This is a genomic window from Silvania sp. (assembly GCF_051656365.1).
Taxonomy (GTDB): Bacteria; Pseudomonadota; Gammaproteobacteria; order Enterobacterales; family Enterobacteriaceae; genus Enterobacter; species Enterobacter hatchlandensis.
In genome coordinates this window covers 58,241-82,422 of record NZ_JBOGBT010000064.1, presented here as the reverse complement: position 1 = coordinate 82,422, position 24,182 = coordinate 58,241, and the positions used below count along the sequence as shown (strand labels likewise).

17 protein-coding genes are annotated in these 24,182 nt (G+C 57.2%); 3 read left to right on the top strand and 14 right to left on the bottom strand.

The features are described from left to right. Positions 1–216: 216 nt before the first annotated feature. The 7 genes from ACRDD5_RS12670 to bcsO are packed head-to-tail and all read right to left on the bottom strand — an operon-like array spanning position 217 to position 11,445. The gene (locus ACRDD5_RS12670; protein ID WP_271284455.1) at positions 217–1,206 is read right to left on the bottom strand and encodes a glycosyl hydrolase family 8; all 990 of its coding nucleotides are present in this window, start codon (positions 1,204–1,206) and stop codon (positions 217–219) included. Positions 1,207–1,215: 9 nt separating this feature from the next. Then, positions 1,216–1,683 (bottom strand): cellulose biosynthesis protein BcsD, encoded by a 468-nt coding sequence (bcsD, locus tag ACRDD5_RS12665; protein WP_271284454.1) that lies wholly within the window; start codon positions 1,681–1,683, stop codon positions 1,216–1,218. Then, positions 1,683–5,546, bottom strand: a complete 3,864-nt coding sequence (locus ACRDD5_RS12660; RefSeq protein WP_438676964.1) for a cellulose synthase subunit BcsC-related outer membrane protein — start codon at positions 5,544–5,546, stop codon at positions 1,683–1,685. The genes bcsD and ACRDD5_RS12660 overlap by 1 nt, the downstream gene beginning before the upstream one ends. A 13-nt stretch (positions 5,547–5,559) precedes the next feature. After that, on the bottom strand, positions 5,560–7,968 hold the full coding sequence (gene bcsB, locus ACRDD5_RS12655; RefSeq protein ID WP_271284453.1) for a cellulose biosynthesis cyclic di-GMP-binding regulatory protein BcsB: 2,409 nt from the start codon (positions 7,966–7,968) through the stop codon (positions 5,560–5,562). Further along, positions 7,965–10,085 carry a UDP-forming cellulose synthase catalytic subunit gene (bcsA, locus tag ACRDD5_RS12650; RefSeq protein WP_438676953.1) on the bottom strand — a complete coding sequence of 707 codons (2,121 nt, stop codon included), beginning with the start codon at positions 10,083–10,085 and terminating at the stop codon, positions 7,965–7,967. Before bcsA ends, bcsB begins: the two co-directional genes overlap by 4 nt. 20 nt (positions 10,086–10,105) lie before the next feature. Next, positions 10,106–10,912, bottom strand: coding sequence for a cellulose biosynthesis protein BcsQ (gene bcsQ / locus ACRDD5_RS12645; protein ID WP_438676952.1), 807 nt, complete (start codon positions 10,910–10,912; stop codon positions 10,106–10,108). After that, positions 10,903–11,445: a cellulose biosynthesis protein BcsO gene (bcsO, locus tag ACRDD5_RS12640; RefSeq protein ID WP_271284450.1), complete on the bottom strand. Its 543-nt coding sequence runs from the start codon at positions 11,443–11,445 to the stop codon at positions 10,903–10,905. Before bcsO ends, bcsQ begins: the two co-directional genes overlap by 10 nt. 499 nt (positions 11,446–11,944) lie before the next feature. Here bcsO and ACRDD5_RS12635 point away from each other — a divergent pair, with 499 nt between their 5' ends. Next, positions 11,945–13,114, top strand: coding sequence for a DNA repair protein (locus ACRDD5_RS12635; protein ID WP_438676951.1), 1,170 nt, complete (start codon positions 11,945–11,947; stop codon positions 13,112–13,114). Here the strand turns inward: ACRDD5_RS12635 and ACRDD5_RS12630 are convergent, their stop codons facing one another. After that, positions 13,115–13,879 (bottom strand): siderophore-interacting protein, encoded by a 765-nt coding sequence (locus tag ACRDD5_RS12630; RefSeq protein ID WP_271284448.1) that lies wholly within the window; start codon positions 13,877–13,879, stop codon positions 13,115–13,117. A 146-nt stretch (positions 13,880–14,025) separates the two neighbouring features. Between ACRDD5_RS12630 and ACRDD5_RS12625 the strand changes: the two genes are divergently transcribed. Continuing rightward, on the top strand, positions 14,026–14,520 hold the full coding sequence (locus ACRDD5_RS12625) for a PadR family transcriptional regulator (RefSeq protein ID WP_271284447.1): 495 nt from the start codon (positions 14,026–14,028) through the stop codon (positions 14,518–14,520). Here the strand turns inward: ACRDD5_RS12625 and ACRDD5_RS12620 are convergent. Beyond that, positions 14,517–16,076 carry a methyl-accepting chemotaxis protein gene (locus ACRDD5_RS12620; RefSeq protein WP_271284446.1) on the bottom strand — a complete coding sequence of 520 codons (1,560 nt, stop codon included), beginning with the start codon at positions 16,074–16,076 and terminating at the stop codon, positions 14,517–14,519. The genes ACRDD5_RS12625 and ACRDD5_RS12620 overlap by 4 nt on opposite strands. 336 nt (positions 16,077–16,412) lie before the next feature. Beyond that, entirely contained in the window at positions 16,413–17,933 is a 1,521-nt protein-coding gene (locus tag ACRDD5_RS12615; protein WP_438676950.1) for a methyl-accepting chemotaxis protein, read from the bottom strand. Between the two features lie 421 nt (positions 17,934–18,354). On the opposite strand from ACRDD5_RS12615, the gene ygjG reads away from it, so the two are divergent. Further along, positions 18,355–19,734, top strand: coding sequence for a putrescine aminotransferase (ygjG, locus tag ACRDD5_RS12610; RefSeq protein WP_438676949.1), 1,380 nt, complete (start codon positions 18,355–18,357; stop codon positions 19,732–19,734). Positions 19,735–19,850: 116 nt separating this feature from the next. On the opposite strand, the gene ACRDD5_RS12605 is transcribed toward ygjG, so the two are convergent. Genes ACRDD5_RS12605 through ACRDD5_RS12590 form a run of 4 tightly spaced genes read right to left on the bottom strand, consistent with a single transcriptional unit; the run spans position 19,851 to position 24,180 of the window. Continuing rightward, entirely contained in the window at positions 19,851–20,909 is a 1,059-nt protein-coding gene (locus tag ACRDD5_RS12605; protein ID WP_438676948.1) for a glycoside hydrolase family 130 protein, read from the bottom strand. After that, positions 20,893–22,476: an alpha-amylase family glycosyl hydrolase gene (locus ACRDD5_RS12600; RefSeq protein WP_438676947.1), complete on the bottom strand. Its 1,584-nt coding sequence runs from the start codon at positions 22,474–22,476 to the stop codon at positions 20,893–20,895. Before ACRDD5_RS12600 ends, ACRDD5_RS12605 begins: the two co-directional genes overlap by 17 nt. 9 nt (positions 22,477–22,485) lie before the next feature. Continuing rightward, complete coding sequence (locus tag ACRDD5_RS12595; protein WP_438676946.1) at positions 22,486–23,313, bottom strand: carbohydrate ABC transporter permease; 828 nt, start codon at positions 23,311–23,313, stop codon at positions 22,486–22,488. Next, positions 23,314–24,180 (bottom strand): carbohydrate ABC transporter permease, encoded by an 867-nt coding sequence (locus ACRDD5_RS12590; RefSeq protein WP_438676945.1) that lies wholly within the window; start codon positions 24,178–24,180, stop codon positions 23,314–23,316. Between the last annotated feature and the right edge of the window lie 2 nt (positions 24,181–24,182).

The window sequence follows — 24,182 nt, the reverse complement described above, 5'->3', positions numbered from 1 at the left end:
TTTGTGCAGCTGGAGGATTATTTTGCGCGATTGCTTTGCCATGGGCAAAAAAGTCCTTCACCGAATAAAAAACCCGATCCAGACAGATCGGCATAAGGCAGGATCTCTCGACGAACAGGGGATCGCTGCCAGAGCGTCCGCGCCTGCAAAAACGCAAAAAGCGCCACCGCAATTCATCTTTGCGAGGCGCTTTCCAAAAATCCGCTATAAGTGCGTTTATCTCGCCAGCGACACCAGCATCTTCAGGCTCGCAGAGTAGTAATCCTCTTTGGTGGTGATCTGCGGCTCGCCCGCCGGGAGTTGCCCCATCGTGAAGTCGCGCACCGCCAGCAAACCGCCGTCCATCATGTACGGGGCCGGATCGTTGGTGGTGATGTTCACCCAGGCTGGCGTCTGAGTCCGCGTAAAACGTCCCCAGTAAGCGTTATACGGTGCCAGCAGCGGGCTGGCGGGCTGCGCCCATTTCACGTATAGCGGCACCCGAATCGCATCGTAGCTAAAGCGCGCGGGCCACTCTTTGGCCGGAGCGACGCGCCCGTCGGCATACAGCGACACCCAGTCTGCCGGAAGCTGCGGGTTGCCAAAGCGCATTTTCACCAGCAGCTTTTGCCCGTCATTGATCAGTTCCCGCCACACGGTCAAATGACTGCGTTGGGCGAAATCTTCCCACGCCGGGAAGATAAAATACGACGGGTTGAGATTAACGTAGCTGTTGAGGTTAAAGCCTTTCGCACCGGGCAGCATCACGCGATACCCGGCAAAGCTGATGACGTTCCGCGCCACCAGCGACTTAGTAATCGCATCCGAGGCGTTCAGGTAGGCGTTGTCCTTCCACTGGGTGCCCGCTTTCAGCAGCGCCCAGGCGATAAAGGTGTCGCCATCGGTGGCGTTGTTTTTATCGACAATCGGATCGGCGGCAACCGGGTTATAGCGCCAGTAAAACAGGCCCGTCTCCGGGTTTTGCAGATTTTTTTTCGTCCAGCCCCAGATCTTGTCAAAGCTTGCCCGATCGTTATTGCGCACCGCCATCATCATGGCGAAGCCCTGGCCTTCGGTATGGCTCACGCTGTTGTTGCCGGTATCAATGATCCGGCCATCCGCCATCAAAAAGCGTGCTTTGTAACTGTCCCAGGCGCTGCCGGCGATCGCCGGGTAACTGCATATCAGCCCCAGCACCAGAAGCAAGGTTTTACTTCGCTGCCACATGCCTGTTCCTTACTGATTATTTTGATATCTGAAGTGGATAACCGTAGCCGAGGGCGATGCCTCCCGCCACAGGGAAACATGGGATTTCCCACCCTGCTCACGCATCCAGCGTGCGTACAGCCCTTCCAGTACCGCGCTGAACGCGTGGTTCCAGGCAAGCTGCTGCGCCGGTTCAGCCGGAACCGGCAGCGCCATATGGCTGATGCGGATCGCCGTGTCGCTGGCATCGATATCAATCACGCCCCAGTCAAACGCCGCCAGTCGGGCGTTGATCTGCGCTTCAAGCTCACCGACGGTATGCGCAGGGGTGAGTGGGAAACGCTCGGCCAGCGTCTCCCCCATCTGCACGAGGAACGGGTGACTTTGCGCCTCGCCGACGTTCGCCACCATCCCTTCAATCATCACGTGGAGCAGTGAAAACCAACCCGACCGGGACTGTTGATTCTGGTAATACTGCAAAAGCTGCTGGTCATTCATCACTTGTTCCCCAGAAGGTAGCGGAAGTAGAGGTTGGCTGTACTTTCGTTGTAATCGCCAAAGGTGTCATAGCCAATCTGCCCGCCGATACTCATGTCTTTATTGAGTTTGTAGTCGGTTGAGGCGCGCAGGTTATACCCCATGCCGTTCTTGCTGCTGCCGCTGTAGTAATACTCTTTGGCCAGGCCGCGAGCGACATAATCTTCCAGCTGGCGCTGCATGGCGGCATCGGTCGGGAAGTATGGGCTCTCATCCTGAGAGTAGGACTGATAGCCAATCGACGCACCCAACCCCAGCTTCCAGTTGTCGAACTTCTGGGTGTAATCCACCGGGAAGGCGACGCTGACATAGTCCTGCGGGCTGAAATAGCCCCCCTGACCGTAGCTGAAGTAGCTCAGGTTTTTGTCGAAGTTCATATAACTCATGTTGATGCCAGTTTTTAACTCGCGATCGTCTGAGTAATATGGGCGGAAATAGACCCCCGCCGAGCCGTTAACGCTGGTGTTGCTCGGGACGTTCTCCCCGACGTAATCGTACACGCCAAAACCAGCGTAGAAACCTGCATCGGCATTGTCATAGCTTAGCTGCGCGCTGCCGCCGTTTTTGGTGACCTGGCCCCACTTCTTGCCGCTGTATTTGTCTTCCACACCGACATACGACAGCAGGCTGTCCACCACCGCACGACGTTCACCCACCAGCACCAGCTTGAGGTAATCGGTCAGCTGCGGGGACCACTGCACGCCACCCACGACGGTATTCAGATCCTGGCCCAGCGGCGTGGATCCAACATCAATTTTGTACTGATCCCCGGTGAGCGCCATCGCCACTTCAACGCCAGACGCGCTTTGCGAGCCCTGCGAAGGCACCTTAATTTTGTCGAGATTCGGCAGCTCCGGCGGCGTGGTGGTTGAGGCGTTATACACCTCTTCGGCCACTTCGCCCTGGATCAGTGCCCCGGTACCAAAACGACGGCTGGATTCATCGGACGAGCTACCGGCATCGAGGGTTATCGGCGACACGTTGACGTCCAGACGCGAATCGCCAAACGGCACGGTGGACCACTGCAGCGGGGCCTTAAATTCGGTGAGCTTGCTGAGCCCCTCTTCGCCGTCACGGGAGCGCATTGCCGTTGAACCACGCGCCCAGGTGGCGGTTTTGTCGACCAGCATCTCCATCATGTTATCCACCTGACGCAGCGTGCCGGCCTGCGCCGTCTCGACCGGTAAATCGGTGCGCACGGTGCCCGGCGGGGCGGTCTGTGGATTACGCGCCAGCTGGGCCACCTGCCACGGCATCGCTTCGCCATACAGCGACGAGGAGGTGGTCAGATCGCCCGCGCGGGTGGTGCCGACAAACGGGTTGTCGGCTAAGGCCAGACCGCCCAGCATAGGTGCGGTTTCGCCGCTGTTGTCCTTCAGACCCAGCAGGCGTCCGCGCGCGGTGCGCAGGTAGCTCATGGCCTGCTGATGGTTACCTTCTGCCTCTGAGACACGGGCCAGCAGCAGCAGGCGTTCCGGCGTGCTGTCGTTTTTCAGCCCGGCGGTCAGCTGCTTCGCTTTGTCCACATCGTTGTTGGCTAACGCCACATTAATGGCCCCGGCACGCGCATCCTGCTGCGGCGTGTCGCGGGTCATCAGGTAGTCGTATACCACGCCGGCTTCTTTGTTCATCTTGCCGGACTGATACACGCGCGCCATCGCAAACATCAGATCGGTGTTTTGCGGATCGTTTTGCATCGCGCGGATCAGCTTGTCGTAGGCCGCTGCGTAGTTGCCCTGAGTGCGCAGGCGATCGACATCGTTGATCACGTAGCCGTTGCGAAGGCTGGCCAGCTGCGTAGGGGTGCTGCGCGACTGGAGTTCCGGGTTGGCAAGCCAGGCCTGAGCTTCACTGCCCAGCCCCGCCTGATTCAACACGGTCACCTGATCGGCATAATCTCCGGCGTTACCCTGCACGCCGCGGCGCATGTTATCGCGCACCACGCTCACCGCGCTGGTCACATCCCCACTCTGCGCCAGCATCCGCGCCAGCTTGCCCGCATCTGCCGGGCTTTCTGGTGGACGCACCGCCAGCGCTTTCAGGGTGTTGGCTGCCGCCGCCCGGTCGCCCTGGGCCAGATAACGTTCAGCCACGTTCATCTGCAGGTTGTAATTCACCCGCTGCGACAGCTCGCGCATATCCCGATTCTGGCTGCTGGCCGGAATCCGCGACAGCAGGGTCTGGGACTGCTGCCAGGCATTGTTTTCGCTGGCGAACAGGGCAGCCGCATACAGTTCACTGGCGCTGGCATTCGGCCGGAACGACGGTGCCATTGCATTTGCCGCTTCTGCGTCACGGCCCTGCTTCTGCAGCAGACGGGCCAGATCCAGACGCAGCCACGGATCGGCCGGATAGCGCGTTGTGCCTTGCGACAGCAGGGCGATAGCGCGTTGCGGATCGCCATTGGCCACCGCCTGCTGCGCCTGACGACGCAGCGGATCGGTCGGGTTGCCGCCGCCGGAGACACGCGGCTGGAGCTTAGCCTGCAGGCTGGCGGGCAGGGTTTGCAGCATCGCCTGCGCCTCAGCCGTTTTGTTTTGCTCGCGCAACACGTAGTACAGGTTTTCGCGGGCCGCACCGTTGTTCGGCTGCTCCGTTAACAACCCGCGCAGCGTCTGCTCGGCAGTGGTGTAGTCCTTGTTATGACGCTGGACGTCGGCGCGGAACAGCTTCGCGGCCGCCCCTTGCTCGCCGCTTCGCTGAGCCAGCGGGGCGCTCAGGGCCAGCGCCTGGCTGATATTGCCTTGCTTGTAGGCCGCCTGCGCCTGGGCAAGCTGACCATAAAACTCGGCATCCACCGCCTGCTGCTTGCGCTCATCAGAGGCAGAGCCGCCCAGACTGGCGGCGCGATTCAGGTACTGCGCGCCTGCGGCGTAGTCACCCTTACGCAGGGCAACGTAGCCCATCCCGGCCAGCGCGTCGGCATCTTCCGGATTGGTCTGTAAAACCTGTTCAAACTGGCTGCGGGCGGTGTCGGTATTGCCGCTGTTCAGCGCCTCAAAGCCCTCGCCTTTTGCCGCGCCGCCGATGCTCTTGCGGTAATAATCCCGCAGCGCAGTATCGTTCGGGTGGCGCTGGATATAGGTCTGGTACAGGGCGTCATCACCCGCCTGTGGCCCCAGCCACAGCAGCGCCTGACGCAGGGATCGATCCGCATCCTGACTGCCGCTCGCCAGATCCTGCAGGACGTTAATCCCTTCCCGGCGCGTGCTTTCCTGATAGGTCAGCACTTTGCCCAGCGCAATTTTGATGTTGTTATCCTGAGGATATTGCACCCGCAGCTGGCGCAGCTCGCTCACCGCCTGCGGATAGAGGGATTTGTCCCCCGCCATCGTCAGATAATATTCCGGGGCCAGGCTCGGCGGCGGCTGACTGCCGCTAAACAGGTTCTGCCAGGTGGCCAGCGCGGCCGGAATGTTACCGCTGCGCGCCTGCTGACGGGCCAGCTCCAGCTGACCGCGCGGCACCTGCTGCATCTGTTTGGCATTGTCCAGCGCCTGCAAATTAGCATCCTGCGGCGAGACCGCCGTTAAGCGCGCACGCCACTGGTCGGCACCTTTAATGTCACCGGCCTGCTGCGACCACAGGGCCATCAGGTAGAGCGCCTGAGTATTGTTGGCATCCACCATCAGCACTTTTTTCAGCGATTCCATCGCCAGCTCATCGTGAGATTTTTCGTGCCAGTAGTTCGCCTGATCGAACAGCGCTTTCAGTGCCGGGTTATTGGCGTCTGCCGCCTGGGCAGCGTTGATGCCCCCCAGCGCCAGGCCACTGAACAGACAAAGTAAAGGCAGATGTCTGGCGGTTTTGCGCTTATTTTCCATTTTGTTACCACCTTTACTCACGATCTGAATCCTGAGGGTTAAGACGTTTGTGCGCACGTTTTTTGAGGATCGAGTAGAGACTCAAACCGATAATCGACGCAAACAGCAGTCCAAAAATCGCCAGCATGGCGGAGTGCTGCGCGGCATACCACACCACCATCATGTACCAGGGCATCTGGCCACTTGGGAACTGGGGTCCGACCCGGAAACTGCGCACGCCGTTTTCATCGGTGATGATCGCGGTATCGCCACGGATCCCGGCGTTAATGCGGGCAGAATTAAGATCGTTATGCAGGCGAGAAAGCTGTTCATCGTTGCTGCCAATGGCCATCACCACCAGCCGCGATGGGTTCCACTGGGAGCGGAAGCTGACAAATCCGCGCCAGGCTTCATTCGACGAGAAGTAGCGGTCGGCATCAACACTTGAGGCTTTCCAGTCGCCTTCCAGCCAGCTTTGCACTTTTTCCAGCAGCTTCGGTTCACGCACGCCAAAGGTATGCTCCTGACTGACAAAAGGCGACTGGGCCAGCAGCGCCCGGTTAAAGGCGCTTTGGTTCAGGGTGGAGACCGCCAGCACGTCGCTGTCGCTCAGGCGCAGCAGGTTCGCCCCGCCGGACGGCAGGCCAAACATCACGCGGTTATTATTGAGCGTGGTGCCGGTGGCGTTACCTGAACGCGCGGCCAGATCCAGCAGGGTGCTGATCTCATTTTCGCTTGGGTTTTCCGGCAGCAGCAGTACCGTCTGGGAGAAGTCCGCCAGACGAGTGAACGGGAACGAAGCACCCACGAAGTAGGAGAGATTCGGCAGCAGCGTGAAGTGACGCGTTTTGGTCAAATCAATCTGGGCATCGTCATCGATACGACTCTTGATGTTGTTATTGAGTAACACGCTGCACGGCGCCGTCTCTTTGGTGGCGATGTTGAAGTACAGCTGCAGCTGGTTATCGCCGTAAATCAAATACGGCTCCAGCGGCATCTCTAACGTTTCCTGACGTGCATCGCCGCCAAGCTTGTGCCACAAACCTTCGAGCAGACCCTGCTTGTTGACCGGCAGGTTGCGCAGGAACGCACCGTTAAAGGTCATCGACAGATAGGAACGATCTTCGTCAATCCAGCTCTCGGACGGGAAACGGTAGGCGATTTTCAGCGGAATAGTGTCGCCATCCCACATAAACAGATCCGGTGCCGCGCGGAACGCCAGGGTCAGCGGTTCGTGCCAGATGCCGGTCACGGTCATGCTCTGGTCTTTGCGGACCAGTTCGCTCAGCAGCACCGGGCGTTCGGTGGAGATCCAGCGCGGCGCATCGTAAGGTTTGCTGAGCGGGATGTTTTGCGCGTCAACCGGGGCACTGACCGTCTGGGTGTTGAACTGCCCCCGCGTCAGGCGCCACGCGGCGCTTTTCAGCTGTTGCTCGTTATTGCCCACCACCAGCAGCAGCTTGTAGATAGGGTTGCCTGGGTTATCGATGATTTTGAGCGTCGCCCCGCTGCTGGCGGGCAGCGTCACGCCGCCAATCGTCTCGCCGGGTTTACCGAACAGCACGCCGTTTTTTTCCGGCAGGCGATCGTGCAGTACTTCAAACGAGATGCCGCGATAGTCCGCCTCAATCCCCAGCCAGGACGCGAGCAGCGATGCCGCCCCCACCTGCTCCGGCAGAGTGTTGGCCGGGAACGCGAACGCCATGGTGGCGGGCGTCATCTGCATCGCATCAAAGAACGGACGCGGGAAATGGCTGAGATCCGCGCCGATATTCAGCTGCTGCGCCTCCAGATCGAGGCGGGTCGTTGGCATGACGGTGACCTGATAGCTGTCGGAGATATCCCGCTGGCACAGCAGCGCATCACCGTCGTTAATTTTGAAGCTGATGTTGTTGCGTGACACCACCATCGCCGCCGGGATATCCAGCTGGTAGCTCGAGACGTTAGTGTCTGCCGCACCCAGCGGCACCGTGCCCAGCGGCTGGCCGTTGAGCATCAGCTGCATGGTGGTGTTACGTGCCGCCATCGCCGGAGAGACTTTCAGGTTCAGCTCCAGCTGGGCGTTGGTGATCACCTGGTCGGCCGAGAGCGTAAAATCGATCCCGCCCTGCAGCTGACCACCGCTCAGCACCACGCCATTGGGCTGGCCCATCTGCGCGACGGTAATGCTGCTGGTGGTGCCGGGAGTGATGCCCATCGGAACCGGGTTCGCCGTAAGGGCATCGGGAGTCGGGATCGCGTCCGCAACTGCAGGCGCGTCCATTGCCGGTTCGGGATCGGCCGCGGCCGGAGTCTCGGCTGCAGGTGTTGCATCCATCACCGGCGGCGGGAGATCCACCGGCAGCAGTGACTCGACGGGGGTCGGCTCTTCCGCCCTGACGGGCAGAGCCAGCACGCTGCACACCATCAGCATCTGGAAGGCTTTACGGGTCATCCCTTTCATACCGCGGTATCCTCGCTGGCACTTTTTCTGCGGCGCGCTTCGTCCTGACGTCGACGGCTGTTCTCGCGCCGTGACTTCCAGGTCAGCCAGAACAGATCGAAGACGCTACGAATAATAATAAACAGCGAGCGGAACGGGTTGTCCTGCGGCTTGAGTGGATTGATCCACGCATCAGCCCGGGTCAGCACCACGCGCACCAGCTCACGGCGACGGTCCAGTGGGATCTCATCAAACATCAGGCGAATGTACTGCTCATCATGCGCAATCACGCTAACCGGAATACTGATCGCACCGGACTGCAGCTGCAGCTCGATCTCTTCAATTTCATCGGTCAGATGGCGATCGTCTACGGTCACAATACGGCACCCGCCCATCGACAAATCGGCGGTGTGGCTGCGAGAAGAGATGCCGCTGGCGTAGTGAATAACGACCGGCACGCTGACATCAATACGGATGGTTTTACGCGTCTGACGGGTTTCACGCGCCACCGCAATGGCGGCCAGCAGGAAGATTAAGCTGTACAGCCCCCAGCCCACGTTTAAGGCAATAACCATCGGGTCGACGTTGAAATAGTCATGGGCAATGGCCCGCGTAATCCCGGCAATCACCCCCGCCGCCAGCAGGACCGCAATAACCAGATGCGGACGCACGATGCTGAAGTCGAAATAACCTACATCGAGCAACGCGCCTTTATCCGTCACGTTAAACTTGCCGCGTTTCGGGAATATCAGCGTAATAATGGTCGGCAAAATTAAATGGAAGGCCAGCACCAGGTCGTAAATTTCGCCCCAGAAGCTATAGCGGAAGCGTCCATTCAGCCGCGAGCTGACGTAAATACATAAGAACAGGTGCGGCAACATATAGGCAAAAATAAGGCTCGCCGACGAGTGGATAATATTCAGGTTGAACAGCAGATAGGCGAGCGGCGCGGTCAGGAACGCCACGCGCGGCAAGGCAAACTGGAAGGAGAGCATTGCGTTGAGATAGCACAGACGCTGCTGCCATTTTAAGCCCCGGCCAAACAGCGGGTTATCGACGCGCAAAATTTGCGTCATGCCGCGCGCCCAGCGGGTACGCTGAATCACGTGAACCACCAGACGCTCGGTGGCTAACCCGGCCGCCAGCGGGATATCGAGATACGCCGACTTCCAGCCCAGACGCTGCATCTTCAGTGCGGTGTGAGCATCTTCGGTAACCGTTTCTACCGCAAAGCCGCCAATCTCTTCTAACGCTGAACGGCGGATAACCGCACAGGAGCCGCAGAAAAAGGTCGCGTTCCAGTTGTCGTTTCCGCGCTGAATTTGCCCGTAAAACAGCTGGCCTTCGTTAGGAATATCGCGGCCCGCCGACAGGTTACGCTCGAACGGATCCGGCGAGTAAAAGTGGTGCGGGGTCTGCATCAGCGCCAGTTTTGGATCGACGAGGAACGCCCCGACGGTGGCCTGCAGGAAGATACGCGTCGCCACGTGGTCGCAGTCAAAGACGCAAATCAGCTCGCCTTTGGTCAGCTTCATGGCGTGGTTGAGGTTGCCCGCTTTGGCGTGGGAGTTATCATTACGCGTGATGTAACCGACCCCGACGTTGGCCGCAAAGACCGCAAACTCATTACGTTTGCCATCATCGAGCAGATAGATCCTGAGCTTATCCGCCGGATAATCCAGGCACTGGGCGGCCAGCACGGTATCGCGCACCACGTCCAGGCTTTCGTTGTACGAAGGAATATAAATATCCACCGTCGGCCACGTCGACATATCCTCGGGCAGAGGCACAATCTTGCGCTGGAGCGGATAAAGATTCTGCAGATAGCTCAGTAAAATCGTGACCCAAATATAGAGTTCCGCGATAAATAACCCGATCCCGAGTATGGCTTCTATTTCGGAATTAAAGTGCAGCGTCTGCGTCGCCCGAAACCAGATATATCGGGTGGACATGAGCACCGCCACCACCATCATGATTATCGAAATACGGTGATTTTTGCTGAACCCTAACAAGACCAATACGCCGATGCTGATTAAGCCAAAGATATATTGTTTCTGGCTGTCCATCGGGGTAATAACAATCAATACCGCAATTGGCAATAACACCAGAAGCAGTAAATAAAACAGCACCTTTTTCATAGGACGTCCTGAAATTGTCGTCAGAAATTAGAAGTTTTCAGGTTAGCGTGCACTGCGCCGTCACCCACATTAACCCCCAACATACCCGCAATACGTTTGCTCACCAGTTCGATATCAAACGCAGCCGCCGAGGTGGCGTTGAAATCCAGGATCGATTGCTGTGACGCATTCGCCTCCGCCACGCTTTCATCCCGATTGATCACCCCCAGCAGGCGATCGCCGAGGCGCTGCTGTAAAAAGGCGGTGACATCGCGACTGATATAACGACGACTGTCACTCTGGTTCACCAGGAACGAATAGCCCGCCGGGTTCTTCGGCGGCGTGCCGCCGGTCAGGCGGTGGTTTTCAATATGCGGCAGCAGCGACAGGGAGGCGGTATCGGCCAGCAGCGTCACCAGATGCATATCCGCCAGCGGAGAGATCGCTTTAAGCGCCGGATTCGGCCCCGGTGGGAAGTCGGCAAGAATGATCAGCCCCGGATAGTTCAGCAAGGAACTTAAGCCGCGCATCAGGAAATGGCTGTCGGTGGCGAGATTATGCTCGAACATGATGCGCTGCTCTTCCGTCACTTCACCATAAGGCAGAACGAACATGTTGCTGCCCGCAGTGAGCACTGACTGACTCCAGTCGGCAGATTCATTGGCCCGGGCAACGTACCCGCGTCCATCGGACAGCGGCACGCCAAAATGCAGACGCAAGGCGTTCTGCACATCAAAATCAATGGCCAGGACTTTACTGCCGGAACGCGCCAGGGCGTAAGCAAGGTTGGCCGTGACCGTGGTTTTTCCCACTCCGCCTTTTGGCGAGCAAATACACACTAACGGCATGAAGCGATTTTCTCCAGGAGCGGTTGTAACGGAAGGTCTTTGACCGGATGGCTGACGCGGGCGGTGGCTTTGGTGGCAAACAGCTGCTCAAAGCGCACAGGCTCGGCGGGCGCAGGTGCGGCCAGCGGCGCAGCAGGTGCAACAGCAACAGGCGCGATCTGCGGCGCGGGTGCGGCCACGGGCGTCGGTGCTGGCTGAATCAGCGGCTGTGGCGCAGCGGCAGGCGCTTGCGGGATCAGCTGTTCAAACAGCGAGGGTGCAGGCACTGCCGGATCCGGCATTGGGGCAATTGGGGCCTGCGCGAAAGGCGCAAATGCGGCCTCCAGTTCGCCAGGCTTGAGCGGCTGAGGAACGGGCACGGCTACGCTGCCGGCTTTTGCCAGCGCCGAGTCACTATTGCCGCCCGCAAGCTGATTGATAATCGCCCAGTCGCTGGTCGCAGCGTTCTGCTTCTGCGCTGAGAAATCTTTGAACTTGATGTCACCCGTGCGCGTTTTATCCTTAAAACGCTGCAAATCATCATAATTTTTCATGGCATTACTCTTGATTTACAAACCAATGTGTTCGTACCTGAGCGATGTGCCAGGACAGCGTTTGAGGGAATTAAAACAGTCAAAGGGTTGATATTGCACATCGTCATGGGGGCTTCCCTTCGCACGTTTTAACATTTTGAGAGCGAATGACTAATACATTTTACGTAGTGCTAATAATATGTACAAGCTTATCGACTGATTGCAAAATTTCTCTACTTTCTTTGCTTAATTAACCACAACATAAATATAAAACAGCGATTTAAATCAAAAATCCAGCAAACAAGACCGCCTGACTAACACTTTAAAACATTTTATAGCGAAAAATAATGATAAGCGGAGTTTATGAATGAATTTCCATCGCCCCTTTTTTTAACGTGGCGCGGGATGGTTTCTGCGCATTACCCCGTCGCGCCAGACATCAGACGTGTGTATTATTCACTCTCGTTCTGACAACAACTATCCTTAACTCAAATACTTAAGCGGCAAAGCGAACAGCACGATGAGCACACCGATCAAACGGCTAGAAATCATTAAAAATGCCATTGAACTTGAAGATGACGACATCATTGCAAGCCAACTGGCACGGTTAAAAAGCGAAGCGTTTGACGATGAGCTGCTGGCGATCGTCGTGGCGCTTGAGCATAAAAACTACACCGCCGCGCTGGCGGCCATCACCGGCTGGCTGCAAAACCAGCGGGCCCTCGCCCCGTGGCGCGATCCGCAGCTTGCCGCCAGCAAGCTGGAGCTGAAGGCGCTCGAGGAACGCCTGCGCGATCTGATCGATCGCCGCAACGCCCGCGTGCAGCAGCTGGATGAATTTAACGATCTCTATTTCTCGCGCCTCGGCCCCCTGATGACGCAAATTCTCGCCCTGCGCAAAACGCTGGCAGAACTCAATCTGCGCCGCCAGCAGGCGGAAGCCCGTCGCCGGGAGGCGGACTATCGCCGCTGCCAGCAGTATGTGGCCCAGGCAGTGGAGGTGCTGACCACCCTCACCGGCCACTGGCGCGATCTGCCTGCCGATTCGGTGCAGGCGGCCGGGGCGCGTAAGCATCTGCAGCAGCAGAGCAACCTGATCGCCAACCTGCTGGCCGAAGCCCAGGAGCTGGAGACGGGCCTCACCCGCGAAGAGGAGCCCGCCCGCCAGGCGCGTGACGAGGCTAACGACGAGTACGAAAAATACCGCGAGCAGCATCACGATGCCGAGGTGCGTCTGCGTAAAGGCAAGGATCTGTCAGAAGAGGATCAGAATGAGTTAAAACGGCTCTGGCGCCAGGCGAGTAAGCTCTGCCACCCCGATCTGGTGGCGGACGATCTGAAAGAAGAGGCCAACGCCATGATGGTGCAGCTGAATCAGGCCAGGCAGCGCGGCGACGTGAAAACTATCCGCTCGCTGGTCGCCCGTCTGCATCAGGGGTTTGAACCGCTGATGGCCAGCGACCGTCTCAACGATCTGACGCGGCTGCGCAAAAAGATGGCCCAGGTGCGCGAGCAAATCGACACCCTGGTGAGCGAGCTGGCGGAGCTGGAAAAAGAAGAGTCCTGGCTACTGGTCTCCTCGCTGAGCAATATGGACGTCTACTTTGCCCAGCAGGAGAAAGCCCTGCACGAGGTGCGCGCCGCCCTTCAACATCAGGTCAGCACCGCGCAGCTCGACGACGTGGCCTGATTATTTGGCGTGCCAGTAAGCGCTGGCACGCACCAGTTTCTGGTCGATAGCGTCGGTTTCAAACTGGCGACTCAGGTTTTTCACCACCTTCCCTTCCCCGGTCAGCCAGATAAAGTAATCTTCGGCGGGTACGCTGAGCGTCGCCAGATGGTCGGCCACCGCCTGTTCGCTATGCCCTACCACCCAGTGGATATTGAACTCGCTCAGGTGTGCCAGATAATCCTTATACGAAGCGTCACCCACCGTCACCACCGCATGGACTTCCGGGCGAACCGGCAGTTTTGCAATGGCCTCTAAACGACGGCGCAGCGCGGGCATGCCCGACTCATCGCACACATAGAGCTGCCAGGCGTAATCTTCCGGCACCACCAGCGATCCGCGCGGGCCGCCGATCGAAAGCTCGTCACCGACGTTAGCCTCCATCGCCCAGCCGCTGGCAACGCCCCCGTCGTGGATAAAGAAATCGAGCGCCAGCTCGTGGCGGGCAGCGTCATACAGCGGGGTGTAATCACGCGCCTGCGGACGCACGCCATCGCCCCAGTCCACGCCTTCGTCGGTCACTACCGGGGGAACGAATGTCGTACCCGGCTGTGGGAAAAAGACTTTGGAATGGTCGTCGAAGCCGCGGGAGCTAAAGCCGTCGAGCGCCTCGCCACCTAAGACGATGCGCTGAAAACCGGCGCTGATGCGCTCGACGCGCAGCACGTTCAGCGCACGAAAGCGCAGCTCATTGCGAACACGTTGGGGGTAGCGGGTAGCGGTCATGTTTATCCCTTTATCCTGTGAATACGATATATCGAAATTAATTTTAAATGATAATGATTGCTAACAACAAAAAATGCAAGATTTTTTAGATTGCATCTAAAACCAACTTAGATATAAATTAGATATATCAAATAAAAGGAAATTCTATGCGACATGCACACGAAGGCGGCGGACGCCGTCAGCGCTTTTTTGGTCACGGCGAGTTACGGCTGGTGATTCTGGACCTCCTGACCCGCAATGCCAGCCACGGTTACGAGCTGATTAAAGACATCGAAAGCATGACTCAGGGGAACTACACGCCGAGCCCTGGCGTGATCTACCCGACGCTCGATTTCCTGCAGGAACAGGCATTTATCACTATCACCGAAGAAGAAAACGGGCGCAAACAGATTGCCATCACCGTGGCCGGACAGCGCTGGCTGGATGAGAACCTGGACCAGCTTGAGAACATCCAGGCGCGTATTAAAGCCCGCTGCGTGGGCTTCCAGCTGCGTAAAAACCCGCAGATGAAGCGGGCGTTAGATAATTTTAAAGCGGTGCTGGATTTGAAGGTCAATCAGGAAGGGCTGAGCGACGCGCAGCTGAAACAGATCATCGCTGTTATCGACCGTGCGTCGCTGGAGATCAATCAGCTCGATTAAACCAGCGCGCCCTCGCGCACGCGGAAGACTTTAACCAGCGCTTTCAGGTGCAATGCCTGCTCATTCAGCGCCGCCGCCGCCGCAACGGACTCTTCCACCAGGGCGGAGTTCTGCTGGGTGGTGGAGTCAATCAGGCCAATCGCGCTGTTAATCTGTGAAATCCCCTCGGTCTGCTCGTGGCTGGCCTGGCGGATTTCCCGCAGGATCACATCCATCTCTTCCACGTTGCCGACCATCCCGTTAATCAGCCCGCTGGCTTTTTCCACCAGGTTCATCCCGTCCTGAGTCTGGCTGGTTGAGCTTTCAATCAGCTGGCGAATTTCACTGGCCGACGAGGCGCTTTTTTGCGCCAGCTGACGCACTTCGCCCGCGACCACCGCAAACCCGCGCCCGTGCTCACCGGCACGTGCCGCTTCCACCGCCGCGTTGAGCGCCAGAATGTTGGTCTGGAAGGCAATCGAGTCGATCAGGTTGATGATGTCGGACATGCGGGTAGAGGTTTCGTTAATCAGACGCATTTTTTGCGTGACCTGCTTCATCATCTCGCCGTTGTGTTTCACCACCGTTGCGGCATCGGCAGACAGATTTGTCGCTTCCCCGGTGTGCGCGGCGGTGTTTTTCACCGTCGCGGTGATCTGCTCCATCGAGGCTGCGGTCTGTTCTACGGAACTTGCCTGCTCTTCGGTGCGCGCCGCCAGATCCTGGTTACCGGCCACAATCTGCGCCGCCGCGCTGGAGATGTTCTCCGAGCCGGATTGCACCTGCTGTACAATCTCCAGCAGTCGGGTTTTCATCTCCATCAGGGCATGGAGCAACAGACCGGTTTCGTCTTTGGCACGCGTGGAGATGTTGCGGGTTAAATCCCCCTCCGCGATGGCTTCAGCAAAGCTCACCGCTTCGCCCAGTGGGCGCGTAATCGAGCGCACGATAAACCAGCCCATCGCACTACCGGCCAGCACGCTGACCAGAGTCAGTAAAATCAGCATCAGGCGGTTGGTGTGATAATCCGCATCGACCTGCTGGCCCGCGCTCTGCATCTCGGCGTCTTGCACCGCGATCAGCTCCTGCACCTTGGCTTTGTAGGCACTTTGCAGCTTAACGGTGTGGGTCATCATCTCCTGAATCGCCCCGGCGCGATCGTTGTTCTGCACGAATTGCAGAATGCGGTAGCGGGAATCCAGATACTGCTGGCGCACCTCGCCGATCCCGGCGAGGATCTGTTGCGATTTTTGGTCCGGCAACGCGCTGTTCAGCGCCTTGAGGATAAGGGTGATCTGCTCGCTGATGGTCTTCAGGCGCTGCTGCGACTCTGCGGCATAGGTTCCCTGGTCATCCAGAAGCATCAGCTGTTGCGTGCTAACAAATTCCTGAAAATTATCGATCAGCTGGTTGGCTTTTACCGTCGTGGGGTAGTCGTTAACAATAATGGCTTGCATCTCATTATTCGCCCGATTCAGGCTCAGCAGGGAGAGCGTTGCGCTCGCCACCATCAGGATAATAAATAACCCAAAGGCCAGAAATAATTTTGTGCCAATCTTTACGCCATGTAAGAACATATATACTCCATCAATGTGATTATTTCTCAGACGATCATCGTTATCGGTAACACTTTCGCTAACTTTATGAGATTGATCGTTTTTTTATTTGATAATGACATTATGGATAGGTCGCACCTATTGAAGAACCCGCATCGATCGTTATATAGCCACCGCAGCAAGCGCGCTGAAACACAATGGTGTGAGATTGCCTTAGGGTGTGATAAATAACTTTGCCGCTTATTTTAGTTATTTAATATTAATTTAACATTGTCGGATCACTATTCCGACAATTAAAGAAATAAAAAAGCCGCTTATTCCTCGCGAAATAAACGGCTTTACTGGAACATTACTGACTCAATGGAGAACCGTGACCGCGTCTTTCAGTCGCCCGGCACGATGCTTCACCATCGCCGAGACGCGCGCGCTCTCTTCGACCAGATCGGCATTTTTCTTGGTGATACCGTCCAGCTCCGCCACAGCGCGGGTTAAGTCGTTCAGGCCCGTGGCCTGTTCCGATGTTGAATGGCTGATCTGCGCAATCAGGCGGGTGACGTTTTGCACCTGCTCGACGATATCATCCATGGTGCGTCCTGCAGCGTGAACCTGATCGGAGCCGGACTGCACCTTACTGGCGCTGGCATCAATCAGCTTGCGGATGTCGTTCGCGGCGTTGGCGCTGCGGCTGGCCAGATGGCGGACTTCACCCGCCACCACCGCAAATCCTTTACCCTGTTCACCCGCACGCGCGGCCTCAACCGCGGCGTTCAGCGCCAGAATATTGGTCTGGAAGGCGATATCGTTAATCAGGGTGGTGATGGATCCAATGCGCTGGGTGCTGTCGGCAATTTCATCCATGGTCTTCACCACGGTCTGCATCGCGTTACCGCCCTCGCTTGCCGCCCCGCTCGCCGCCATCGACAGTTTGTCGGCGGCAACGGCGGTTTCGGAGTTGCTCTGCACCGACGCAGCCATCTGATTCATGGTGGCGACCGTCTGTTGGACGTTAGCCACCGTCTGGCGCGTGCGGTCATTCAGATCTTCGTTACCTTTCGCCAGCCGCTCACTACCGTCACGTACGCTCACCACCTGGCTGGAGACATCATTGATCAGCCAGCGGCACATCAGACCCAGTTGGCCTACCGAGCGCAGCGTCAGCCCCAGCTCGTCGCTGCGGTTCAGATGATCTACCGTATGCCGCTCGCCGGTTGCCACCTTCAGCGCCTGACGCGCCACGTTCTCAACCGGACGGACAATCTGCTGCTCAAACAGCAGCGTGCCCAGCAGCATCACCAGCGCACTGGCGGCAAGCGGTATCCATCCTGCATCGGTGGCATACAGGGAGCCCGCCAGCAGCAGAAACAGCGCGGCCATCACGCTACGCGTCCGCCAGCGCAGCGGCATGGCGGGGAGTTTGCCGGTCCAGCCTTTTGCGCAGACCAGCCCTTTATGAATGCGCTTGTTGCTGCGCCCTGCGTTCAGGGCCTGATACAGCGGCTCCACGGCGGCAATTTCGGCGTCCGTTGCCCGGGTGCGAATCGACATATAGCCCGTCACCTGGCCACCCCGCACCATTGGCACGGCGTTGGCGCGCACCCAGTAATGATCGCCATTCTTGCGCCGGTTTTTGACGATCCCGCTCCAGGGCTCCCCCTGCTGCAGCGTGTACCACATATCGGCGAATGCGGCTTTTGGCATGTCCGGATGGCGCACCAGGTTGTGCGGTTGCCCCAGCAGCTCATCGAGTTGGTAACCACTCACTTTCACGAAGGTATCGTTGGTGTGGGTCATGTAGCTGTTGAGATCGGTGGTGGACATTAAGGTGGTGTCATCGTCCAGAGGATAGTCATTCTGAGTGACATAAGGTTGAGCGGACATAGCAGGCATCCCTTGCAGGTTATTTGAATGTTAATTTTTAGGGTTAATCTTTTTTCGGCGGTAAAAAATTTATCTTTAGTTGTTAAAACCGATCGCGATCTCAAATTTTGGTTAAACCGCACTTTTTGTACGTTTTTGTAATTGATTGATTTCAAATACTTTCATAGAGAAATTAATCTCAAAGGGTTACCTGTTAATTTCTGCTTCACTAAAGGCGTGCACCACAGTCGTGCACCTGACCCTTTCAAGGGCAAGTCAACTCAGCGGCAAAGTAGCGGATCCTCACCCGGCACGATTAAATTTTGTGCAGCATCGGGTTGAACAGGCGTTTATCCCGATTTTCGTTAAGTCACCGGAAGTGGCGTAATCCCTGCAATACTTAATTCAGTATCATGTGATACGCGATACCCGGGAGCTCATTTTGAACAGGTTACCTTCCAGCGCATCGGCACTTGCCTGTACCGCGCACGCACTTAATCTCATTGAGAAGCGAACGCTTGATCATGAGGAGATGAAACAATTAAACCGAGAGGTGATTGATTACTTCAAAGAGCATGTGAATCCGGGGTTTTTAGAGTACCGAAAATCTGTTACCGCTGGCGGGGATTACGGAGCCGTAGAGTGGCAAGCGGGAAGTCTGAATACGCTTGTCGACACCCAGGGACAGGAATTTATCGATTGCCTGGGTGGTTTTGGCATTTTCAATGTGGGGCACCGTAATCCAGTAGTGGTTTCCGCCGTACAAAATCAGCTCGCGAAACAACCCCTTCACAGTCAGGAATTGCTTGACCCGCTCAGGGCGATGCTGGCGAAAACGCTGGCGGCACTGACGCCGGGCAAACTGAAATACAGCTTCTTCAGTAACAGCGGCACGGAATCGGTCGAAGCGGCGCTTAAACTCGCCAAAGCGTACCAGTCGCCGCGCGGGAAATTCACCTTTATCGCCACCACCGGAGCCTTCCACGGTAAGTCGTTGGGCGCGCTCTCTGCGACGGCAAAATCGACCTTCCGTAAACCCTTTATGCCGCTGCTGCCGGGCTTTCGCCACGTGGCATTCGGGGATATCAACGCCATGCGCAGCGTGCTGAGCGACTGCCGTAAAACCGGCGACGACGTGGCGGCGATTATCCTTGAGCCCATTCAGGGCGAAGGCGGGGTGATCCTGCCGCCAGCGGGCTATCTGCCTGCGGTGCGTAAGCTGTGCGATGAGTTTGGCGCGCTGCTGATCCTCGATGAAGTGCAGACCGGCATGGGCCGCACCGGCAAGATGTTTGCCTGCGAGCATGAGAACGTGCAGCCGGACATCCTGTGTCTGGCCAAAGCGCTGGGCGGCGGCGTGATGCCGATTGGCGCAACGATCGCCACCGAAGAGGTGTTCTCGGTGCTGTTTGATAACCCCTTCCTGCACACCACCACCTTTGGCGGCAACCCGCTGGCCTGTGCGGCGGCGCTGGCGACCATCAACGTGCTGCTGGAGCAAAACCTGCCCGCGCAGGCGGAGCAGAAAGGCGACATGCTGCTGGATGGCTTCCTTCAGCTGGGACGTGAATACCCGGATCTGGTGCAGGATGCACGCGGTAAAGGGATGTTGATGGCGATTGAGTTTGTCGATAACGAAACCGGCTATAACTTCGCGAGCGAGATGTTCCGCCAGCGGGTGTTGGTGGCCGGAACGCTGAACAACTCAAAAACCATCCGCATTGAACCACCGCTGACGTTGACTGTGGAGCAGTGCGAGCAGGTGCTGAAAGCGGCCCGTAAGGCGCTGGCGGCAATGCGGGTAAGTGTGGCTGAAGCGTAAAATACCCGGGCGGCGCTGCGCTTGCCCAGCCTACATAACGCGTGCCGTTGTGGTCGTTGTAGGCCAGGTAAGAGCAGCGCCATCGGGCAATCGATGCTAACCCCTGCAACGGCTATTCATCGCAAACCCAGGTGATCCCAGAGCCCATTCATCGGCAGCGTGGCAAGGCCGATGCACTCATCTGCCGCGCCATACCAGACGTATAGCGTCTGCTGGCGGATAAGTGCGCCGCAGGTGAACACCACGTTGCCGAAAAACCCTTCCCGCTCGTACGGTGCGACAGGCTCCAACAGCGGCACCGACGATTTCGCCAGAATGATGGTTGGATCGTCCAGATCCAGCAAAAGCGCCCCGAGGCAATAGCGTTGCTGCGCGTCCACGCCGTGATAAATTTCCAGCCAGCCTCGATCGGTTTTGATCAGCGGCGCGCCGCCGCCCGACTTACGCCCGTCCCACGCGTCACCGGAGCGTCCAAGCAGATGATGGTGATTGCCCCAGTGCAGCATATCCGGCGACTCGCAAATCCAGATCTCAGGATGCCCAAAATGGCAGGGTGCCGGGCGGGTTAACGCCATATAGCGGCCGTGAATGCGCTCCGGGAAGAAGCAGACGTCGCGGTTATCCGGGCACAGAATCACCCCCTTTTTCTCGACGTGTACAAAATCCCGCGTCACGGCCAGCGCGGTGGCGATCCCCATCGGCGAGATGGCGGAATAACTGATGTACCAGTCATCATCAATGCGGGTAATACGCGCATCTTCACAGCCAAACTGCTCGTACCGGTTATCCGGTGTGATGAACGGCGTATCGGCGACGGTAAAGTTCACGCCATCCAGACTGCGCGCCAAGCGTAGATGGGACATGGAGGTCAGCCACAACGTCGCCGGATCGCTTTTCAGCACGATGGCGCGCGGATCGCTGAAATCGTACTGCTCATCGCCGCGATCGAAGCAGCGGTTCGCGGTTTTCCACTCGCCCCCCTGCTGCTCAAGCAGCGGGATGATAATCTTCCCGGGATCGGAGCTAATCACGCTTTCCGCCACCCGCACCAGCAGCAGAATTTCGCCATTACATTCGGTGACGCCCGCGTTGAAGACGCACTCAACCTTGCGGTCTGGTTGCGAAGGCTTAACGTCCTTCGGGGTGATGAGGGGGTTTTTACTGTGCCTTTCCATGACTGCTCCTTTTGATTACACACTGGTTTTTTTGGATCCACAGATCATCCGCGCCGTACACGGTTTGCGCGGGGATCTCATGCCAGAGGTTTCTCGCCGGTTCACCAAAGTTGATGGCGACCCAGACGGATTCCCCGGCGCTTTCGCGCATAAAAAAGAGCGCATCGTTTTCCTTCGCCAGCAGGCGATACGCGCCGTGCCGCAGCGCGGGCGACGTTTTGCGCAGGGCAATCAGCCGCCGCCAGACGTGCCACAGGGAATCGCTGGCCGCCATTTGCGCGTCGATATTGACCTGCGGGAAATCCGCACGCAGCGGCATCCAGGGCGGTACGCAGGAGAACCCCGCAAAAGGCTGGCTGTTCCAGGGAAGCGGCGCGCGGGAGGCATCACGCGAGTGGGTAATGGCCTGCTCCAGCGCCTGCGCCGCCGTCATCCCTTGCGCCAGCGCGGTGTGATACCAGGTTTTTCCCTGAATATCGTAAATGTCCCGCTCTGTGCACGGGGAGTAATTCCCTATGCCGGCCTCCTCTCCCTGGTAAATAAAAGGCATGCCGAAAGCGGTAAGTTGCAGGGCCGCCACCGCCGCCGCACGCTCGACGTCGCGCTCGCCCTCGCCAAAGCGCCCGATCATGCGCGGCATATCGTGGCTGGAAAAAAAGAGCGTCGGCAGACCGGACTGCTGCTCGCGCATCGCCTGAAGCTGGACAACGATGGCGTCCAGATCCCAGCATTTCAGGCTGCCGAGATTGAAGTTAAAGACCACGTCCATCAGATCGTCGGCCTGGTAGCAGCTGAGCACCGCGAGAGCCTCGCTGCCGATTTCGCCAATCAGTAAATAATCGCCGCGCTCGCGAATATATCGGCACAAGCGCCGCAGCGTCGGAAGCAGCGCAGGCTGGTTAATATCGTGAAGATGATCCTGCTCCCCGTCGCGCTCGGGGTTGTCTTCTCCCACGCCGTCAGTGGTGAGAAAGTTAATGACGTCGAAGCGAAAACCATCCACTCCCCGCTCGCGCCAGAAGTCGATCACCCGCAGGATCTCTTTTTCGACCTCGGGATTGCGCCAGTTTAAATCGACCTGCTCCGGCGCAAATTTATGGTAGTAATACTCGCCTGTGTCAGGCTCTTTCTCCCATGCACTGCCGGAGAAAAAGGAGCGCCAGTTGTTGGGCCGGGAGGTAAAAATAAAATAGTCACGGTAACGGCTGGCGGGGTTATTCCACGCATCGACAAACCACGGATGCTGTGACGAAACGTGGTTAATCACCAGATCGATCACCACGCGGATGCCTTTGCGGTGGCAGGCCTCAACCACGCGCTCAAAATCGGCCAGTTGACCGAAACGCGGGTCTACGGCGCAGAAGTCGCTAATATCGTAGCCATTGTCCACCAGCGGAGAGGGATAAAACGGTGTGATCCACACCGCCCCTACACCCAGCGTGGCAAGATAGTCGATCTTCGTTAATAAGCCGGTGAAATCCCCCAGCCCGTCGCCGTTGCCATCACAAAACGAGGGCAAATAAATCTGATAAAAAACAGCGTCCTGCCACCATCGATTGGTGTTCATCATTGATCCTTATTTCAGTGATAACGACATTCCTTCGAGGAAATATTTGCGGAACAGAATAAACAGCACTACGACGGGCAACATTTGCAGCACCGACCCGGCCAGCACCGGGCCGAGGTACACGCCGTACGATTTGCTGAAAGTGGCAAGCAGGACGGAGAACGGCATTTTTTCCGCCTCGCGCATCACGATGAGCGGCCAGAGGAAGTTGTCCCAGGAACTTGAAAAGGTAAACAGCGCCACAATCGCCAGAATCGATTTGTTAAGTGGCATCATGACGTGGCGGAGGATGCCCCACAGGCTGGCGCGGTCGAGCCTGGCGGCATGGATGTAATCATTCGGTGTCCCCTTAAAGCTCTGCGAGACCATGAAAATCCCCCATGCCCCCATGGCATACGGCAGGATCATCGCGCTGTAGCTATTGATAAGCCCCAACTCGCGCATCAGCACGAACTGCGGAATGATGAACATGAACGAGGGGAATACCATCTGCACAATCAGCAGATTTTTAAAGGCGTTTTTGCCGTAAAACGGCGTCTTCGCCACCGCGTATCCGATAAGAATGGAGCTGAGAGTCACCGACGCGGTAATGGTTATGGAGATAAACAGCGAGTTACACAGGGTACGCAGGAAGGGTTTATCGGCACGCTGGCTGTTATCCAGCAGGAAGTTGTAGTTCTCCAGGGTGAATGGGCCAGAAAACAGCGAGGCGGTGTAGATCTGCGCTGTCGGTTTCAGCGAGGAGATCACCATCCAGATAAAGGGATAGAGCCAGCTCAGGGCCAGAAGGAACATGACGAGATGAATCATTACACTCTGCGGCGTTAGCTTTTTCATTCAGACAATCTCAATATTTTTTTCGAACAGTTTTCGAAATAGCCAGATGGTGAGGAAGCTGGTTGCCGCCACGATGATCGACATCATCGCAGCCCAGGTCGGTTTCATTTTCTGGAATGCGACCTCGTACATCACCACCATCGGGCTGGTGGTGCTGTTTAGCGGGCCGCCGCCGGTGATGAGATACGGCTCGGTGAAGATGCTGAATGCCACGGTGATTGCCAGCACCATTACCATCACGATTTGCGGGTTCATCATCGGTACGGTGATGGCCCACGTCTGGCGAAAACGCGGGGTTTTATCGAGCAGCGCCGCGCTGTAGATATCTTTGGGAATAGCCTGCATCCCTGAATACAAAATCAATCCGTAATAGCCGACGAATTTCCAGGTGACGATCAGCGCAATCGACAGCATGGCGCAGTCCGGGCTGGTAAACCACGGTACGGAAATCCCCAGCGTCTCGCGCAGAAAGGCATTCACCGGCCCGAACTCGCTGAACATTTTGGAAAAGACAATCGAATAAGCCACCCCGGACGAAATATTGGCTAACAGGAAGCTCAGGGCAATAAAACTTTTCCCATATTTAATTCTTTTTAGCCCCGCTGAAAATAGCATCGCGGCAATAAAAACGAGGGGTATGTAATAAAGCAAAAAGCGAAATACATTCAGCATCGCGGTCCAGAAAAGGCCGTCATGGATCACGCCGATAAAATTGTCCAGTCCGACAAAGATGGGTGAGCCAATAAATTGCCACTGGGTGACGCTTAGCAGCACCAGCCATATCAGCGGATAAAACCAAAAAACGGAAGAATAACCAATCCACAGAGAGGCCAGCAGGCCTCCCGTGTGTGCGTCCTTTCTCGTCATAA

Coding starts and splice junctions, on each gene's coding strand:
- ACRDD5_RS12620 (WP_271284446.1), bottom strand. CDS start 16,076: ATGTTCTTACATGGCGTAAAGATTGGCACAAAATTATTTCTGGCCTTT.
- ACRDD5_RS12605 (WP_438676948.1), bottom strand. CDS start 20,909: ATGGAAAGGCACAGTAAAAACCCCCTCATCACCCCGAAGGACGTTAAG.
- ACRDD5_RS12590 (WP_438676945.1), bottom strand. CDS start 24,180: ATGACGAGAAAGGACGCACACACGGGAGGCCTGCTGGCCTCTCTGTGG.
- ACRDD5_RS12615 (WP_438676950.1), bottom strand. CDS start 17,933: ATGTCCGCTCAACCTTATGTCACTCAGAATGACTATCCTCTGGACGAT.
- bcsD (WP_271284454.1), bottom strand. CDS start 1,683: ATGAATGACCAGCAGCTTTTGCAGTATTACCAGAATCAACAGTCCCGG.
- ACRDD5_RS12635 (WP_438676951.1), top strand. CDS start 11,945: ATGAGCACACCGATCAAACGGCTAGAAATCATTAAAAATGCCATTGAA.
- bcsQ (WP_438676952.1), bottom strand. CDS start 10,912: ATGCCGTTAGTGTGTATTTGCTCGCCAAAAGGCGGAGTGGGAAAAACC.
- ACRDD5_RS12660 (WP_438676964.1), bottom strand. CDS start 5,546: ATGGAAAATAAGCGCAAAACCGCCAGACATCTGCCTTTACTTTGTCTG.
- ACRDD5_RS12670 (WP_271284455.1), bottom strand. CDS start 1,206: ATGTGGCAGCGAAGTAAAACCTTGCTTCTGGTGCTGGGGCTGATATGC.
- bcsO (WP_271284450.1), bottom strand. CDS start 11,445: ATGAAAAATTATGATGATTTGCAGCGTTTTAAGGATAAAACGCGCACG.
- ACRDD5_RS12625 (WP_271284447.1), top strand. CDS start 14,026: ATGCGACATGCACACGAAGGCGGCGGACGCCGTCAGCGCTTTTTTGGT.
- ACRDD5_RS12600 (WP_438676947.1), bottom strand. CDS start 22,476: ATGAACACCAATCGATGGTGGCAGGACGCTGTTTTTTATCAGATTTAT.
- ACRDD5_RS12630 (WP_271284448.1), bottom strand. CDS start 13,879: ATGACCGCTACCCGCTACCCCCAACGTGTTCGCAATGAGCTGCGCTTT.
- bcsB (WP_271284453.1), bottom strand. CDS start 7,968: ATGAAAGGGATGACCCGTAAAGCCTTCCAGATGCTGATGGTGTGCAGC.
- ACRDD5_RS12595 (WP_438676946.1), bottom strand. CDS start 23,313: ATGAAAAAGCTAACGCCGCAGAGTGTAATGATTCATCTCGTCATGTTC.
- bcsA (WP_438676953.1), bottom strand. CDS start 10,085: ATGAAAAAGGTGCTGTTTTATTTACTGCTTCTGGTGTTATTGCCAATT.